Genomic DNA, 16,265 nt, shown 5'->3' on the forward strand with positions numbered 1-16,265 from the left:
GTCTTGGCGATGCGGTCGGGGACGAAAGGGAGTAGGCAGGCGAACGGTGGGGCGCGACGCCCCCTGTGCAAGGCCAATCCTACCAGCGGTAGTGCGAGAACGCCTTGTTGGCCTCGGCCATGCGGTGCGTGTCCTCGCGCTTTTTCACGGCGCCGCCCCGGTTGTTGGCCGCGTCCAGGAACTCGCCGGACAGCCGGTCGACCATGGTGGTCTCCGAGCGCTTGCGGGCCTGGTCGATGATCCAGCGCAGCGCCAGCGCCTGACGCCGCTCGGGCCGCACCTCGACCGGGACCTGATAGGTGGCCCCACCGACACGGCGCGAGCGCACTTCCAGGCCCGGCTTCACGTTGTCGATGGCCTCGTGGAACATCTTCACCGGATCCTGGTTGGTGCGCGCGGCGACCTTGTCCAGGGCTCCGTAAACGATCCGCTCGGCAACGCTTTTCTTGCCCTCAAGCATGACCGCGTTGATGAACTTCGCAACCACCTTGTCGCCATACTTGGCGTCGGGCAGCACCTCACGCTTGACGGCAGCGCGACGACGGGACATAGGCCAGGCTCCTTACTTGGGACGCTTGGCGCCGTACTTGGAACGGCGCTGACGACGATCCTTCACGCCCTGCGTATCGAGCGTGCCGCGAATGATGTGATACCGCACACCGGGCAAGTCCTTGACGCGGCCGCCGCGGATCATGACCACCGAGTGCTCCTGCAGATTATGCCCCTCGCCGGGGATGTAGGAGGTCACCTCGAAGCCGTTGGTGAGGCGCACACGCGCCACCTTCCGAAGGGCCGAGTTCGGCTTCTTCGGCGTCGTGGTGTACACACGGGTGCACACGCCGCGCTTCTGCGGGCAGGCCTGCATGGCCGGCACCTTGTTGCGCTTGACCTGCGGCGTCCGCGGCTTGCGGATCAACTGGTTAATCGTCGGCATGCAACAACTGTCCTTGTCCTCTGGCCCGTGGCCTCCGGTCCCTGGGCACGGACATGTCGTTGTCCGCGCCGACCCTCGGCTCTCTTTTTCCGCCGGCGAACCGCCGACCGGCGGTCACCGTCACGCCTCTTCTTTGCACCGACCGCCCGCCGTCACCGGCCGTTCCGCCCCGCCCCTGGCGAGGCATCCCGGCGCGCCCGTGACGCGGGCTCCTGTGGACGTCGGCGACGCCGCCCGGAACGAGCGGCCTGACCCATCCGTCACCCCGCCGCCCCCACCGGAACCGCCGGAGGCACCGAACACAGACGCGCCCCTAGTGTGGTGGATTTGAAGTTCCTATGACCTGGTCGGGAAGCGCTGGACGGAACTTCAAATCCATAAACCACACTAGAATCATATAGTTAATAGTGCCCTGATTGAATCCGAAGTTCGTCCAGCGCCAGCCAAGTGATGTAACGAACTTCGGATTCAGGACACTAGGGGCGCGCCAGGTGCAACAGAAACCCGAAGGCCCCCACACCGGGGGCCCCGAGTCGGGGATGGTGGCCATCGGGCCGGATGGTGTCGCGGACCCAGGGCCTGCCACAAGACGATCCGAGCCGCCGGCGGCCTGGGAGCGCGCATACTATGCAGCCCCCCCCGGATCGTCAAGTCCGAACCGGGACCATCGGCGCCGATCCGCGCCCCATCCGGAGGACAGGGCGCGGCGCGGCGGCCGCCGTCACTCTCCGCCGCCGCCCGGCGGACGCTCGCCGAACACCGAGGCCAGGTCGGGCACCCGCTCCGCCCCCCCGGCATCGCCCGGAAGGGCCACGACATTGGTCTCCTCGTCGTCCTCGTGGCCACCGGCCTGCTCCAGGGCCTCCGCCATCACCCGGTCGCGGTCGGCCGCGATCTGGCGGAAGCGGTTCATGGTCGCCCCGGTACCGGCCGGGATCAGGCGGCCGACGATGACGTTCTCCTTCAGCCCGATCAGCGAATCGTGCTTGCCGGAAACCGCGGCCTCGGTCAGCACGCGGGTCGTTTCCTGGAACGAGGCCGCGGAGATGAACGACTGGGTCTGCAACGACGCCTTGGTGATGCCCTGCAACACCGGGGTCCCGGAGGCCGGGCGACCGCCCTCCTTCGCCACCTTGTCGTTCTCGGTGGCGAACTCCGTGCGGTCCACCTGCTCGCCGATGAGGAAGGTGGTATCGCCGGGGTCCGACACCTCCACCTTCTGCAGCATCTGACGGATGATGACCTCGATGTGCTTGTCGTTGATCTTCACGCCCTGGAGTCGGTAGACGTCCTGGATCTCCTTGATCAGGTAGTCGGCCAGCGCCTCCACGCCCAGCACCCGCAGGATGTCGTGCGGCACCGGATTGCCGTCCATCAGCGGGTCGCCCTTGAGGACGGTATCGCCTTCCTGGACGGTCACGTGCTTGCCCTTGGGCAGCAGGTATTCCATCTCGATGCCGTCCTCGCCGACCACGACGATGCGCCGCTTGGACTTGTAGTCCTTGCCGAACTCCACGCGCCCGTCGATCTCGGCGATGACCGCGTGGTCCTTGGGCTTGCGCGCCTCGAACAGTTCGGCCACGCGCGGCAGGCCGCCGGTGATGTCGCGGGTCTTGGAGCCCTCGCGCGGAATCCGCGCCAGCACGTCGCCGGCCTTGACCCGGTCGCCGTGGGACACCGACAGGATGGCGTCCACCGACATGAAGTAGCGGGCCTCCAGGCCGTTATCGAGCATCACCACCTCGCCGGCGTCGTCGCGCAGCGTGATGCGCGGCTTCAGGTCGCCGGAACGCGGCTGCGACTTCCAGTCCACCACCACGCGCGACGCGATGCCGGTCTCGTCATCGGTCTGCTCGCGCACGGAGACACCGTCGATCAGGTCGACATACGTGGCGATGCCTTCCTTCTCGGTGATGATCGGCAGGGTGTAGGGATCCCACTCCGCCAGGCGCGTCCCCTTCTCGATGGTCTGGCCGTCGTCCACCAGCAGCTTGGCGCCGTAGGGAATCCGGTGCCGCGCCTTCTCGCGGCCCAGTTCGTCGGCCAGCACGATCTCCAGGTTCCGGGCCATGGCCACCAGGACACCGCTTTCGGTCTTCACCACCTGGCGGTTCTCGACCTTGACGATGGCGTCGAAGGCCGCGTCCACGCTCGACTGCTCGGCGCCCCGCTGGGCGGCGCCACCGATGTGGAAGGTGCGCATGGTCAACTGGGTGCCGGGCTCGCCGATGGACTGCGCGGCGATCACGCCCACGGCCTCGCCCATGTTGACGCGCGTACCGCGCGCCAGGTCACGGCCGTAGCACTTGGCGCAGATGCCCACCTCGGCCTCGCAGGTCAGCACCGAGCGGATCTTGATCTGCTCGACACCGGCCGCCTCCAGCCGCTCCACGTCCGCCTCGGCGATCAGGTGATCGCGCGCCAGCAGCACCTGGCCGTTGTTGTCCAGCACCTCCTCGGCCGTGGTGCGACCCAGGACACGCTCGCCCAGGGAGACGATGACCTCGCCGCCATCGACCACCGGATTGGTGGTCAGGCCGTTCTTGGTGCCGCAGTCGTCCATGACGATGATGGCGTCCTGCGCCACGTCCACCAGACGCCGCGTCAGATAGCCCGAGTTGGCGGTCTTGAGCGCGGTGTCGGCCAACCCCTTCCGGGCACCGTGCGTGGAGTTGAAGTACTCCAGCACCGTCAGCCCTTCCTTGAAGTTGGAGACGATGGGCGTCTCGATGATCGAGCCGTCGGGCTTGGCCATCAGGCCCCGCATGCCGGCCAGCTGCTTCATCTGCGCGGGCGACCCACGGGCCCCGGAGTGCGCCATCATGTAGACCGAGTTGATCGGCTTGCCGACCTCGACCTTGGCGATCTCCTTCATCATCTCGTCGGCGACCCGGTCGGTGCAATGCGCCCAGGCATCGATGACCTTGTTGTACTTCTCGCCCTGGGTGATCAGGCCGTCGAGGTACTGGTGCTCGAAGTTCTTCACCTGCTCCTCGGTCTCGGCCACCAGGGTTTCCTTGGTGACCGGGATGACCAGGTCGTCCTTGCCGAAGGAGATGCCGGCGCGCGCCGCCTGGGCATAGCCCAGCCCCATCAGCCGGTCGCAGAAGATCACCGTGTCCTTCTGGCCGCAGTGGCGATAGACGGTGTCGATGACGTCCGTCATCTCCTTCTTGCGCAGCAAGCGGTTGATCAGCTCGAACGGCACGTTGATGTTGCGCGGCAGCAGGGCATAGATGCGCAGGCGCCCCGGGGTGGTGGTCACCCGGCGCATCTCGACGCCCCCATCGGCCGAGGCCACGTCGACCCGGCAGGACACGCGGGCGTGCAGGGACACATGCCCGTGGAACAGCGCCTGCTCCAGTTCCTCGCCGTCGGCGAAGACCATGCCCTCGCCCTTCTCGCCCTCGCGCTCCATGGACAGGTAGTAGAGCCCGAGCACGATGTCCTGGGTGGGCACGATGATCGGCTTGCCGTTCGCCGGGCTGAGGATGTTGTTGGTGGACATCATCAGCACGCGGGCTTCCAGCTGCGCCTCCAGCGACAGCGGCACGTGCACCGCCATCTGGTCGCCGTCGAAGTCGGCGTTGAAGGCCGTGCACACCAGCGGATGAAGCTGGATCGCCTTGCCCTCGATCAACACCGGCTCGAACGCCTGGATGCCCAGGCGGTGCAGGGTGGGCGCGCGGTTCAGCATGACCGGGTGTTCGCGGATCACCTCTTCAAGGATGTCCCAAACCTCCGGCCGCTCCTTCTCCACCATGCGCTTGGCGGCCTTCACGGTGGTGGCGTAGTTGTACAGCTCCAGCTTGGAGTAGACGAAGGGCTTGAACAGCTCCAGCGCCATCTTCTTGGGCAGGCCGCACTGGTGCAGCTTCAGTTCCGGGCCGACCACGATCACCGAGCGGCCGGAGTAGTCCACGCGCTTGCCCAGCAGGTTCTGGCGGAAGCGGCCCTGCTTGCCCTTCAGCATGTCGGACAGCGACTTCAGGGGCCGCTTGTTGGCGCCCGTGATCGCCCGGCCGCGCCGGCCGTTGTCGAACAGGGCGTCCACGGCCTCCTGCAACATCCGCTTTTCGTTGCGGATGATGATGTCGGGCGCGCGCAGCTCGATCAGCCGCTTCAGGCGGTTGTTGCGGTTGATGACACGGCGGTACAGGTCGTTCAGGTCCGAGGTCGCGAACCGGCCGCCGTCCAGCGGCACCAGCGGCCGCAACTCCGGCGGAATGACCGGGATCACGTCGAGGATCATCCACTCGGGCCGGGTATCCGACTCCATGAAGGCGTCGACCAGCTTCAGGCGCTTGACCAGCTTCTTGCGCTTGGCCTCGGAGTTGGTCTCCTTCAGCTCGAAGCGCAGGTCGTCGCGCAACTCGGTCAGGTCGATGGCCGTGAGCATCTCCTTGAGCGCCTCGGCGCCGATGCCCGCCTGGAAGCTGTCCTCGCCGTACTCGTCAATGGCCCGCTGGAAGGCTTCCTCGCTCAGCAGCTCGTGCTGCTTGAGCGGGGTCATGCCCGGCTCGATGACCACGTAGTTCTCGAAGTACAGGACCCGCTCCAGATCCTTCAGCGTCATGTCGACCAGCAGGCCGATGCGGCTGGGCAGCGACTTCAGGAACCAGATGTGGGCCACCGGCGCGGCCAGCTGGATGTGGCCCATGCGCTCGCGGCGCACCTTCGACAGGGTGACCTCGACACCGCACTTTTCGCAGATGATGCCGCGATACTTCATGCGCTTGTACTTGCCGCACAAGCACTCGTAGTCCTTCACCGGACCAAAGATGCGAGCACAGAACAGGCCGTCCCGTTCCGGCTTAAACGTCCGATAGTTGATGGTCTCCGGCTTCTTGATCTCGCCATAAGACCAGGAGAGAATCTTTTCGCTGCTTGCAATCGAAATCTTGATCTCGTCAAACGACTGCGTGCCGGTGACTTGACCAAAGATTTTCATCAGTTCATTCATAAGACCCTCTCCGCCGGTTCGCGGTGGACCGGAGCCGCCCTCCCGCCAGGGAGGCCGCTCCGGCGACGGAACAAACGCATCCGGGACACCGACGCGCCCGATCCACCCCGTCGGGGGCGGTCATCGGGCCGCCTGGCGTCCCGCGCGCTCCTTAGAAGCTGGACTGGTTCAACTCCACATCCAACCCCAGCGAGCGCATTTCCTTGACCAGCACGTTGAACGATTCGGGGATACCGGCCTCGAACGTGTCGTCGCCGCGCACGATGGCCTCGTAGACCTTGGTGCGGCCGGCCACGTCGTCGGACTTGACCGTCAGCATCTCCTGCAGGGTGTAGGCGGCGCCATAGGCTTCCAGCGCCCAGACCTCCATTTCCCCGAACCGCTGGCCGCCGAACTGCGCCTTACCGCCCAACGGCTGCTGGGTCACCAGCGAGTAGGGACCGATGGAGCGGGCGTGGATCTTGTCGTCCACCAGGTGGTGCAGCTTCAGCATATAGATATAGCCCACCGTCACCTGACGGTCGAAGGCATCGCCGGTGCGGCCGTCGTGCAGCGTGACCTGCCCCGAGGCGTCCAGGCCGGCCTTGTCCAGCATCTCGACGATGTCCGGCTCGCGGGCGCCGTCGAACACCGGCGTGCCGATGGGCACCCCGTTCCGCAGGTTGCCGGCCATCTCCTGCAACGCCTCGTCGTCCATGTCCTCGATGGTGGCGCTGTCCTCGGTGTCCGGTCCGTAGATGACCCGCAAGCGATCGCGCAGGCCGTCGACCGAGCCGGTGCCGTGGCGGATCCCTTCCAGCATCTCGTTGACCTGCTTGCCCAGGCCCCGGCAGGCCCAGCCCAGATGGGTTTCCAGGATCTGCCCGACGTTCATGCGCGACGGCACGCCCAGCGGGTTGAGCACGATGTCCACCGGGGTGCCATCGTCCAGATAGGGCATGTCCTCCATGGGATTGATCTTGGAGATCACGCCCTTGTTGCCGTGGCGGCCGGCCATCTTGTCGCCCGGCTGAAGCTTGCGCTTCACCGCCACGAACACCTTCACCATCTTCAGCACGCCCGGGGGCAGTTCGTCGCCGCGTTGCAGCTTCTCCACCTTGTCCTCGAAGCGGGCATGGATGCGCTCAATGCTCTCCTCGAAGGTCTTCTTGCGCGCCTCGACCTCGGCCATGACGGCGTCGTCGTCCACGGCGATCTGGCGCCACTGACCCGGGGTGTATCCCTCCAGCAGGGCCTCGGTGACCGTCTCGCCGACGGGCATGCCGCGCGGTCCCGACACCACCCGGCGGCTCATCACCAGCCCCTTGAGTTGCTCCGAGAAGCTGCCTTCCAGGATGGCCTTTTCGTCGTCGCGGTCCTTGGCCAGCCGCTCGATCTCGGCACGCTCGATGGCCAGGGCGCGCTCGTCCTTCTCCACGCCGCGGCGATTGAAGACGCGCACCTCGACCACCGTGCCCGTCACCCCCGGCGGCACCCTGAGCGAGGTGTCGCGCACGTCCGACGCCTTCTCGCCGAAGATGGCGCGCAACAGCTTTTCTTCCGGCGTCATCGGGCTTTCGCCCTTGGGGGTCACCTTGCCCACCAGGATGTCGCCGGCCAGGACCTCGGCGCCGATGTAGACGATGCCGGCTTCGTCCAGGTTCTTCAGCGCCTCCTCGCCCACGTTGGGGATGTCGCGGGTGATCTCCTCCTGACCCAGCTTGGTATCGCGGGCCATGACCTCGAACTCCTCGATATGGATCGAGGTGAACACGTCATCGCGCACGATCCGCTCGGAGATGAGGATGGAGTCCTCGAAGTTATAGCCGTTCCAGGGCATGAACGCCACCAGAACGTTCCGCCCCAGGGCCAGTTCGCCCAGGTCGGTGGACGGACCGTCGGCCATGATGTCGCCCTTGGCCACCCGGTCGCCCACCTTCACCAGCGGACGCTGGTTGATGCAGGTGTTCTGGTTGGAGCGCTGGAACTTGCGCAGCCGGTAGATGTCCACGCCCGAGGCCGTGGCGTCGGTGTCCTCGGTCACCCGCACGACGATGCGGGTCGCATCCACCTGCTGCACGTAGCCGGCGCGCCGGGCGACGATGGTCGCCCCCGAATCCCGGGCCACGGCCGATTCCATGCCGGTGCCCACGAAGGGGGCCTCGGCGCGCACCAGCGGCACCGCCTGGCGCTGCATGTTGGAGCCCATGAGCGCGCGGTTGGCGTCGTCGTTCTCCAGGAACGGGATCAGCGCGGCGGCCACGGACACCAGCTGCTTGGGCGACACGTCGATCAGGTTGACGGACGCGCTCTGCACCATCTCGTAGTCGCCGGCGCGCCGCGCGCTGACCAGCTCGTGCACGAAGCGGCCCTGCTCGTCCAGGTCGGCGTTGGCCTGGGCGATGGTGTACTTGCCCTCCTCCATGGCCGACATGTAGGTGACCTCGTCGGTCACCTGGCCATCGACCACGCGCCGATAGGGGCTTTCGATGAAGCCGTACTGGTTGACGCGGGCAAACGTGGCCAGACTGTTGATGAGGCCGATGTTCGGGCCTTCCGGCGTCTCGATGGGGCAGATGCGGCCGTAGTGCGTGGGATGCACGTCGCGCACCTCGAAGCCGGCGCGCTCGCGGGTCAGGCCGCCCGGACCCAGCGCCGACAGGCGCCGCTTGTGGGTCACCTCCGACAGCGGGTTGGTCTGGTCCATGAACTGCGAGAGCTGCGAGGAGCCGAAGAATTCGCGCACCGCCGCCGCCGCCGGCTTGGCGTTGATCAGGTCGTGCGGCATGACAGTATCGATGTCCACGGCGCTCATGCGCTCGCGGATGGCGCGTTCCATGCGCAGCAGGCCGACGCGGTACTGGTTCTCCATCAGTTCACCGACCGAGCGCACACGGCGGTTGCCCAGGTGGTCGATGTCGTCCACCTCGCCGCGCCCGTCCTTCATCTCCACCAGCAGCTTGATGATGGACAGGATGTCGTCGCGGCGCAGCACCCGGATGGTGTCCGGTACCTCCTCGTTGGTGTAGCCCAGGCGGGCGTTCATCTTGACGCGGCCCACGGCCGACAGATCGTAGCGCTCGGCGTCGAAGAACAGCCCCCGGAACAGGGCGTCGGCGGTCTCCAGGGTCGGCGGCTCGCCGGGGCGCATGACCCGGTAAATATCGATGAGCGCTTCCTCGCGGCTGGTGTTCTTGTCCAGCGCCAGGGTGTTGCGCATGTAGGGGCCGATGTTGATGTGATCGACGTGCAGCACGCGCAGCGCCGTGACGCCGGCCTTTTCCATCTCGGCCAGCATGTCCTCGGTCAGTTCATCGCCGGCCTCGGCGAAGATCTCGCCGGACTCCTCGTCGACCATATCCTCGGCGACATAGCGGCCCACCAGTTCCTCGGCGAACACGCGCTGCTTGGCCATGCCCTCGTCGGCCAGCTTGCGCGCGGCCCGCTGGGTGACCTTGGTGCCGGCCTCCAGCTTGATCTCGCCGGTATCGGCATCCACCAGATCGTACAGCAGCTTGACGCTGCGCAGGCGGTCCGGGTCAAAGGGGATCTTCCAGCCCTTCTCGTCGCGCTCGAAGGTCAGGGTATTGTAGAAGTAGTCGAGGATCTCCTCGGCCGTCATGCCCTGGACCTCCAGCGGGTCCACGGTGCGTCCCTCGGCCTTGCGCTCGGCGCGCAGGGCCAGGGTCGCCGCGCCCTCCAGCGCGTACAGCAGGGTGGTGACCGGCAGCTTGCGGCGACGGTCGATGCGCACGTAGACGAGGTCCTTGGCGTCGAACTCGAAGTCCAGCCAGGAGCCGCGATAGGGAATCACCCGGGCGGCGAACAGGTACTTCCCCGACGAGTGGGTCTTGCCCTTGTCATGGTCGAAGAAGACACCGGGCGAGCGATGCATCTGCGAGACGATGACCCGCTCGGTGCCATTGATGATGAAGGTGCCGTTGGACGTCATCAGCGGCATGTCGCCCATGTAGACGTCCTGCTCCTTGATGTCGCGGATGGAGCGCGCGCCGGTCTCCTCGTCCACGTCCCAGACCAGCAGGCGCAGCGTCACCTTCAGCGGCGCGGCGAAGGTCATGCCGCGCTGCTGGCATTCCTCGACGTCGTACTTGGGGTGTTCCAGGTCATAGGAGACGAACTCGAGTTCGCCCTTGCCGGCGAAGTCGCGAATCGGGAACACCGACTTCAGCACCTCCTGAAGGCCGGTGTCGGTGCGGGCCTCGGTCGACACGCCCACCTGGAGGAACTGATCGTAGCTGCTCTTCTGCACCTCGATCAGATTGGGCATGGGGGCCACGGTCTTGATCCGCCCGAAGTCCTTGCGAACCCGCTTCCGACTGGTCAAAGACTTGGTCATTGCCGCTCCTTACCTGCTTGCCCGCCGACGTGCCTTGTGCGCGCCGACACCGCCGGTCCGCCCTGGACCCGCGCCTCGCCCGTTCGGACGTCCGTTCCGATGCCGCCGCAGCCCGTCATCACGACGCGGCCACGGCGGCATGGGACCGGTCACCCCCGACCCCCAAAACCCTGTCCGCACCCCGGTCACGCCCGAAAGCCGGAGGAACGTCGCCCGTCCCCCCGGCCAACCCGGATCGTGTTCACGCGGCGCGCGTGAGGGCCTTACTTCACCTCGATGGTGGCGCCGACCTCTTCCAGCTTCTTCTTCAGTTCCTCGGCCTCGTCCTTGGACACGGCTTCCTTGACCGGCTTGGGCGCGCCCTCGACCAGTTCCTTGGCTTCCTTCAGGCCCAGGCCGGTGATGGCGCGGACTTCCTTGATGACGTTGATCTTCTTGTCGCCGACGGCGGCCAGAATGACGTCGAACTCGGTCTTCTCTTCCTCGGCCGGGGCGGCATCGCCCCCACCGGCGGCGGCGACACCGGCCACGGCCACCGGCGCGGCGGCGGACACACCCCACTTCTCTTCCAGCATCTTGGACAGCTCGGCGGCTTCCATGACGGTGAGGGACGACAGCTCGTCAACCAGCTTCTCAAGATCAGCCATGATGTAATGCTCCTCGTCGGATCGACTTGAACGGTTGGGTACGGATAACTGGCAAGCGGACTGATGGGCCGGGCGCGCCCGGCCCCGACACTCACGCCGCCTCGCTCTGGGAGTCCGCGTAGGCCCGCAGCACCCGGGCCAGTTGCCCGGCCGGGGCCTGGGTGACACTGGCCACCCGCTGCGCCGGCGTGCTGATGAGGCCGACCAGCTTGGCCCGCAGTTCGTCCAGGGACGGCATCTTGGCCAGGGCGCTCACGCCCTCGGCGTCCAACACCTTGCCGTGCATGGCCGCGCCCAGAACGACCAGCTTGTCGTTGGTCTTGGCGAAGTCCACACAGGCCTTGGCGGCCGCCACCGGATCGGACGACGTGGCGATCGCCGTCGGCCCGGTGAACAGGTCCGTCAGTCCCTCGAACGGGGTTTCCTTCAGAGCCAGGCGCGTGAGCCGGTTCTTGGTGACCCGGAACCGGGCCCCCCCCTCGCGCACCTTGCCCCGAAGCGCCTCCATCTGCGCCACCGTCAGCCCCTGGTAATGGGTGACGACGCAGACGGCGGACTCCGCGAACTCGGCCTGGAGGCTGTCGACCAGAGCGCTTTTTTCTTCTCTGTTCACTTCCGTCTCCGCTGACTGGGTCCGCCCGGTCGTCCCCGGCCAAGACCGGCTGGACCGCGCGGACGCGGGTTGTCCTCGCGCCCGCGTCCTGGCGGGACCCCGTCCCCGCGTCCCATCCGGGGGCGGGCCGGGACCCGCGCGGCGCGGGATCACGGGACCTGCCCTCGGAGAGTTCAAGTCGCTCCGCCGAGGACCCCACCGCCCGGCGACCCCCGAAGGGCGTCCCCGCGCGGCCGACCCCGGTCGGCACAACGAGCTTCAACTCCCGTCTGCGCGGGCGGGACGGGTCCCTTTATGCTCCGGGTCCGTCTCCGGCGTGCCGGGGACGCGATCCGGACCACCCACGGTCTCGGACAGGTTGGGCCGACGTTGCCGTCGACCCGGGTCAGGCCCGTGGCCGCCCCCAAAAAGGGACACGGCCGGGACCTGTCGGCGAGGCGCGAACGCGGCCCGCGTGTCCCGCCGGGACTCGCGCGCCGCGCCTGGCGCCCATTCCTGTGGTCGCTCCGGGTTCCGACCCCCTGGGGTCAGACGGGCGTCGCGACCGAACTCACGCTGACCCGCAGGCCAGGACCCATCGTCGAGCTGATGGCGATCTTGCGGACGTAGGTCCCCTTGGCGCCCGTGGGCTTGGCCTTGATGATGGCGTCCACGAAGGCGCGGATGTTGTCCATCAACTGGTCGTCGCTGAAGCTGACGCGCCCGACCCCGCCGTGGATGATCCCCGCCTTCTCGACGCGGAACTGCACCTGACCGGCCTTGGCCGCCTTGATGGCGTCGGCCACGTTGGGGGTCACGGTGCCCAGCTTAGGGTTGGGCATCAGGCCGCGCGGACCCAGGATCTTACCCAGCCGGCCCACCACGCCCATCATGTCGGGCGAGGCGATGCAGCGATCGAAGTTGATGGTGCCGCCCTGGATCTCGGCCATCAGGTCCTCGGCGCCGACGATGTCGGCCCCGGCGGCCTTGGCTTCATCGGCCTTGTCACCCTTGGCGAACACCGCCACGCGCACGGTCTTGCCGGTGCCATGCGGCAGCGAGACCACGCCGCGCACCATCTGGTCGGCGTGCCGGGGGTCGACGCCCAGGTTCATGGCCACCTCGACGGTCTCGTCGAACTTGGCCTTGGCCCGGTCCTTGATCATGCTGACCGCCTCGGCCAGGTCGATCGCGGCGGACGGATCCAGGCCCTCGTAGGCCTGACGCAGTCGCTTGCCGTGCTTCGCCATGCTCTTACTCCACCACCGCGAGGCCCATGGACCGGGCCGAGCCCTTGACCATCTCCATCGCCGCCTCGACGGTCGGCGTGTTCAGGTCGGGCATCTTCTGCTGCGCGATCTCGCGCACCTGCTCCAGGGTCACCGATCCGACGGGCCCCCGTCCCGGGGTCGTCGCTCCCTTGGGCAGACCGGCGGCCTTCTTCAGGAAGTAGGACACCGGCGGCGTCTTGGAGATGAAGGTGAAGGAGCGGTCCCCATAGGCGGTGATGACCACCGGGATCGGCATCCCGGGCTCCAGGTTCTGCGTGGCGGCATTGAACGCCTTGCAGAACTCCATGATGTTCAAGCCACGCTGACCCAGGGCCGGGCCGACCGGCGGCGACGGCTTGGCGCCGCCCGCCGGGATTTGCAGCTTGATGTAACCGACAATCTTCTTTGCCATGATGCACCCTCAGAACGCACGGACAGGTCACGTGCAGGGAGCGTGGTGCGGTCCCCCCGAGGACTTCCGGGGGCGGCCTCCCACGCGGGACGGGCAGATGGACGGGCATCGTGGCCCGCCGGCTGCCCGGTCATGGATCCGCCCCCGTCCGAGGAGACGGACCCGGCGTCCCCTCGTCGGCTCAGAGCTTCTCGACCTGCGAGAACTCCAGCTCCACGGGCGTGGAGCGACCGAAGATGGACACCGAAACCTTGAGCCGGGCGCGCTCGTCGTCCACGTCCTCCACGTAGCCGTTGAAGGAGGCGAACGGCCCGTCGGCGACCCGCACCTGCTCGCCGATGTCGAAGGTGATCGACGGCTTGGGCCGCTCAATCCCCTCCTGCACCTGGTGCAGGATGTGCGACACCTCGCGCTCGGAAATGGGCGCGGGTCGGCCCCGACCGCCCAGGAACCCGGTTACCTTGGCGGTGTTGGTCACCAGGTGCCAACTCTCGTCGGTCAGGTCCATTTTGATGAGCACGTAGCCCGGAAAAAACTTGCGCTCGGCGTTGACCTTCGACCCGCGACGAACCTCGACGACCTCCTCCGTGGGCACCAGGACCTCCTCGAACAGGTCTTCCATGCCCTTCTGGGCGGCCTGTTCGCGGATCGACTGCGCCACCTTGTTCTCGAAGCCGGAGTAGACGTGAATCACATACCAGCGGGCGTCCATGTCCGCTTACCCTCCGAGACCGAAAATGAGCTGGACGCCCCAGGCAAGAATCTGGTCCACGACGAAAAAGAACAGCGCGGCCAGGAAAACCATCACAAAGACCATGACGGTCGAAATGGTGGTTTCCTTGCGGCTGGGCCAGGTGACCTTGGCCATTTCCTGGCGCACCTGCCGCACGAACTGACCCGGATTTACTCTCGCCATGGGCTTTTGTCTTGTTTCCTACGGTGCCGAAACATGAACCACGACCCGCGAGCCATCCCGGAGCCACGCTCCAGGACCGAACCGCGACACCACACGCCTGCCCTGAACGAGCGAACGGCGATGACCATGGCAGGGGCGGCAGGACTTGAACCCGCAACCACCGGTTTTGGAGACCGGTGCTCTACCAGTTGAGCTACACCCCTTTAGGCCATGGACCCATGACCGTGACACACTGTCATGGGGGGACGGCACCAGAGCGCCGCCGCGACGGCCGATGCCTCGACCGGAAACACCCTGGCCGGACCATCACCGACCCCGCATCGGCACGGGAGGCCGAACCCTGGCCCCCGACCCTGGCTTCCGTGCCCCGATATCCGCCGCCCGAAAGCGCCGGCACCAGGGGGATCCGGGCGGAGCCGCATGTGATACAAGGCCCGCCCGGAGAGTTCAAGCCCTTTCTGCCCCGAGGGCATTACGCCCGGGCCCGGGGACACAGGGCCACGCCGGCGACCCTCATGGAGCGTCGCCGGCGTGGGAACACCTACTCCTGGATGCTGGCGACGACGCCGGCGCCGACGGTGCGGCCGCCCTCGCGGATGGCGAAGCGCAGGCCCTCATCCATGGCGATCGGCACGATCAGGTTCACCGTCATGGCGATGTTGTCGCCCGGCATCACCATCTCCGTCCCCTCGGGAAGCTCAATCGTCCCGGTCACGTCCGTCGTCCGGAAGTAGAACTGGGGACGATAGTTCGAGAAAAACGGCGTGTGACGACCACCCTCTTCCTTCGTCAGGATGTAGCACTCGCACTTGAACTTCGTGTGCGGCGTGATCGTCCCGGGCTTCGCCAGGACCTGGCCCCGCTCCACCTCGTCGCGCTTCGTGCCCCGCAGCAGGACGCCCACGTTGTCGCCCGCCTCGCCCTGGTCCAGCAGCTTCCGGAACATCTCAACGCCGGTGCAGGTCGTCTTCATCGTGTCCTTCAGGCCCACGATCTCGACTTCCTCGCCGACCTTGATCACGCCCCGCTCCACGCGGCCCGTCACCACCGTCCCACGCCCCGAGATCGAGAACACGTCCTCGATCGGCATCAGGAACGGCTGGTCCTTCGGACGCTCCGGCTGCGGGATGTACTCGTCCACCGCCTGCATCAGCTCCAGGATCGACTCCCGGCCGATCTTCACGTCGCCGTCCTCCAGCGCCGCCAGCGCCGACCCCTTCACGATCGGGATGTCGTCCCCGGGGAACTCGTACGACGACAGAAGCTCGCGAACCTCAAGCTCCACAAGCTCCAGCAGTTCCTCGTCGTCGACCTGGTCCACCTTGTTCATGTAGACCACCAGCGCCGGAACACCCACCTGACGCGCCAGCAGGATGTGCTCGCGCGTCTGCGGCATCGGACCGTCCGCCGCCGACACGACCAGGATCGCCCCGTCCATCTGCGCCGCGCCCGTGATCATGTTCTTCACGTAGTCCGCGTGACCCGGGCAGTCCACATGCGCGTAATGACGGTTCTCCGTCGAGTACTCAACATGCGCCGTCGAGATCGTGATCCCCCGCGCCTTCTCTTCCGGGGCCTTGTCGATCTGGTCATAGGCCGAGAACGTCGCCCCGCCCGTTTCCGCCAGAACCTTCGTGATCGCCGCCGTCAGCGTCGTCTTGCCGTGGTCAACGTGACCGATCGTCCCCACGTTGCAGTGCGGCTTGCTGCGGTCAAACTTCTCCTTCGCCATTTTCGATCTCGTCCCTTTTCGACTTTGACGCGCGGCGGAAAGCCGGGCCGATGAGACTGCCTCGTCGGTCCGGCGCACGGTGGCGGGTCCGAGGCACGAAAACACCGACGACCATCGCGACGATGGCCCCCGGTCAAGCATGCCCCCGGCGGGGTGGAGCGGGTGATGGGAATCGAACCCACACAACCAGCTTGGAAGGCTGGGGCTCTACCATTGAGCTACACCCGCGACCCAGTGGCTCCGACCCTGGGAGCAAGAAGCTGGTGGAGGGGGTTGGATTCGAACCAACGTAGGGTTACCCCGCCGGATTTACAGTCCGGTGCCTTTAACCACTCGACCACCCCTCCATGGGAGCTTCCCTCCCGGGCGGAGACACGCACTATGGGAATTTGCCTCGCCATGTCAATGACGATTTGGCATTCCTGGAGGTCCGGCGGCGGTGGCCGAACCGTCGCCCGACCG

At 66.7% G+C, this 16,265-nt stretch carries 11 protein-coding genes and 3 tRNA genes; all 14 read right to left on the bottom strand.

Annotated features, from left to right (window positions below):
• Positions 1–79: 79 nt before the first annotated feature.
• Positions 80–550, bottom strand: a complete 471-nt coding sequence (gene rpsG, locus GGD89_RS08275; protein WP_184044042.1) for a 30S ribosomal protein S7 — start codon at positions 548–550, stop codon at positions 80–82.
• 12 nt (positions 551–562) lie between these two features.
• Positions 563–934, bottom strand: a complete 372-nt coding sequence (gene rpsL / locus GGD89_RS08280) for a 30S ribosomal protein S12 (protein WP_184044044.1) — start codon at positions 932–934, stop codon at positions 563–565.
• A 721-nt stretch (positions 935–1,655) separates the two neighbouring features.
• Entirely contained in the window at positions 1,656–5,897 is a 4,242-nt protein-coding gene (gene rpoC, locus GGD89_RS08285) for a DNA-directed RNA polymerase subunit beta' (RefSeq protein ID WP_184044046.1), read from the bottom strand.
• A gap of 151 nt (positions 5,898–6,048) precedes the next feature.
• Positions 6,049–10,233, bottom strand: coding sequence for a DNA-directed RNA polymerase subunit beta (gene rpoB, locus GGD89_RS08290; protein ID WP_184044048.1), 4,185 nt, complete (start codon positions 10,231–10,233; stop codon positions 6,049–6,051).
• A gap of 263 nt (positions 10,234–10,496) precedes the next feature.
• Entirely contained in the window at positions 10,497–10,880 is a 384-nt protein-coding gene (gene rplL, locus GGD89_RS08295) for a 50S ribosomal protein L7/L12 (RefSeq protein WP_184044050.1), read from the bottom strand.
• A 91-nt stretch (positions 10,881–10,971) separates the two neighbouring features.
• A complete protein-coding gene (gene rplJ / locus GGD89_RS08300; RefSeq protein WP_184044052.1) occupies positions 10,972–11,493 on the bottom strand; it encodes a 50S ribosomal protein L10 in 522 nt (173 codons plus the stop codon).
• Positions 11,494–12,020: 527 nt separating this feature from the next.
• Positions 12,021–12,722: a 50S ribosomal protein L1 gene (gene rplA / locus GGD89_RS08305; protein WP_184044054.1), complete on the bottom strand. Its 702-nt coding sequence runs from the start codon at positions 12,720–12,722 to the stop codon at positions 12,021–12,023.
• Positions 12,723–12,726: 4 nt separating this feature from the next.
• Positions 12,727–13,155: a 50S ribosomal protein L11 gene (gene rplK, locus GGD89_RS08310; RefSeq protein WP_184044056.1), complete on the bottom strand. Its 429-nt coding sequence runs from the start codon at positions 13,153–13,155 to the stop codon at positions 12,727–12,729.
• Between the two features lie 181 nt (positions 13,156–13,336).
• Complete coding sequence (gene nusG / locus GGD89_RS08315; protein WP_184044058.1) at positions 13,337–13,867, bottom strand: transcription termination/antitermination protein NusG; 531 nt, start codon at positions 13,865–13,867, stop codon at positions 13,337–13,339.
• A gap of 6 nt (positions 13,868–13,873) precedes the next feature.
• Complete coding sequence (gene secE / locus GGD89_RS08320; RefSeq protein ID WP_184044060.1) at positions 13,874–14,071, bottom strand: preprotein translocase subunit SecE; 198 nt, start codon at positions 14,069–14,071, stop codon at positions 13,874–13,876.
• A gap of 127 nt (positions 14,072–14,198) precedes the next feature.
• A tRNA-Trp gene (locus GGD89_RS08325) sits at positions 14,199–14,274 on the bottom strand.
• A gap of 338 nt (positions 14,275–14,612) precedes the next feature.
• Positions 14,613–15,803 carry an elongation factor Tu gene (tuf, locus tag GGD89_RS08330; protein WP_184044038.1) on the bottom strand — a complete coding sequence of 397 codons (1,191 nt, stop codon included), beginning with the start codon at positions 15,801–15,803 and terminating at the stop codon, positions 14,613–14,615.
• 154 nt (positions 15,804–15,957) lie between these two features.
• Positions 15,958–16,031 (bottom strand) — tRNA-Gly (locus GGD89_RS08335).
• Positions 16,032–16,064: 33 nt separating this feature from the next.
• Positions 16,065–16,150 (bottom strand) — tRNA-Tyr (locus tag GGD89_RS08340).
• Between the last annotated feature and the right edge of the window lie 115 nt (positions 16,151–16,265).

The sequence above is a fragment of the Roseospira visakhapatnamensis genome (assembly GCF_014197915.1).
GTDB lineage: Bacteria > Pseudomonadota > Alphaproteobacteria > Rhodospirillales > Rhodospirillaceae > Rhodospira > Rhodospira visakhapatnamensis.

Bases quoted from the DNA above. Each gene is read 5' to 3' on its own strand.
- nusG (WP_184044058.1), bottom strand. From the start codon at position 13,867: ATGGACGCCCGCTGGTATGTGATTCACGTCTACTCCGGCTTCGAGAAC.
- rplK (WP_184044056.1), bottom strand. From the start codon at position 13,155: ATGGCAAAGAAGATTGTCGGTTACATCAAGCTGCAAATCCCGGCGGGC.
- rpsG (WP_184044042.1), bottom strand. From the start codon at position 550: ATGTCCCGTCGTCGCGCTGCCGTCAAGCGTGAGGTGCTGCCCGACGCC.
- rpsL (WP_184044044.1), bottom strand. From the start codon at position 934: ATGCCGACGATTAACCAGTTGATCCGCAAGCCGCGGACGCCGCAGGTC.
- rpoB (WP_184044048.1), bottom strand. From the start codon at position 10,233: ATGACCAAGTCTTTGACCAGTCGGAAGCGGGTTCGCAAGGACTTCGGG.
- rpoC (WP_184044046.1), bottom strand. From the start codon at position 5,897: ATGAATGAACTGATGAAAATCTTTGGTCAAGTCACCGGCACGCAGTCG.
- rplA (WP_184044054.1), bottom strand. From the start codon at position 12,722: ATGGCGAAGCACGGCAAGCGACTGCGTCAGGCCTACGAGGGCCTGGAT.
- rplL (WP_184044050.1), bottom strand. From the start codon at position 10,880: ATGGCTGATCTTGAGAAGCTGGTTGACGAGCTGTCGTCCCTCACCGTC.
- secE (WP_184044060.1), bottom strand. From the start codon at position 14,071: ATGGCGAGAGTAAATCCGGGTCAGTTCGTGCGGCAGGTGCGCCAGGAA.
- tuf (WP_184044038.1), bottom strand. From the start codon at position 15,803: ATGGCGAAGGAGAAGTTTGACCGCAGCAAGCCGCACTGCAACGTGGGG.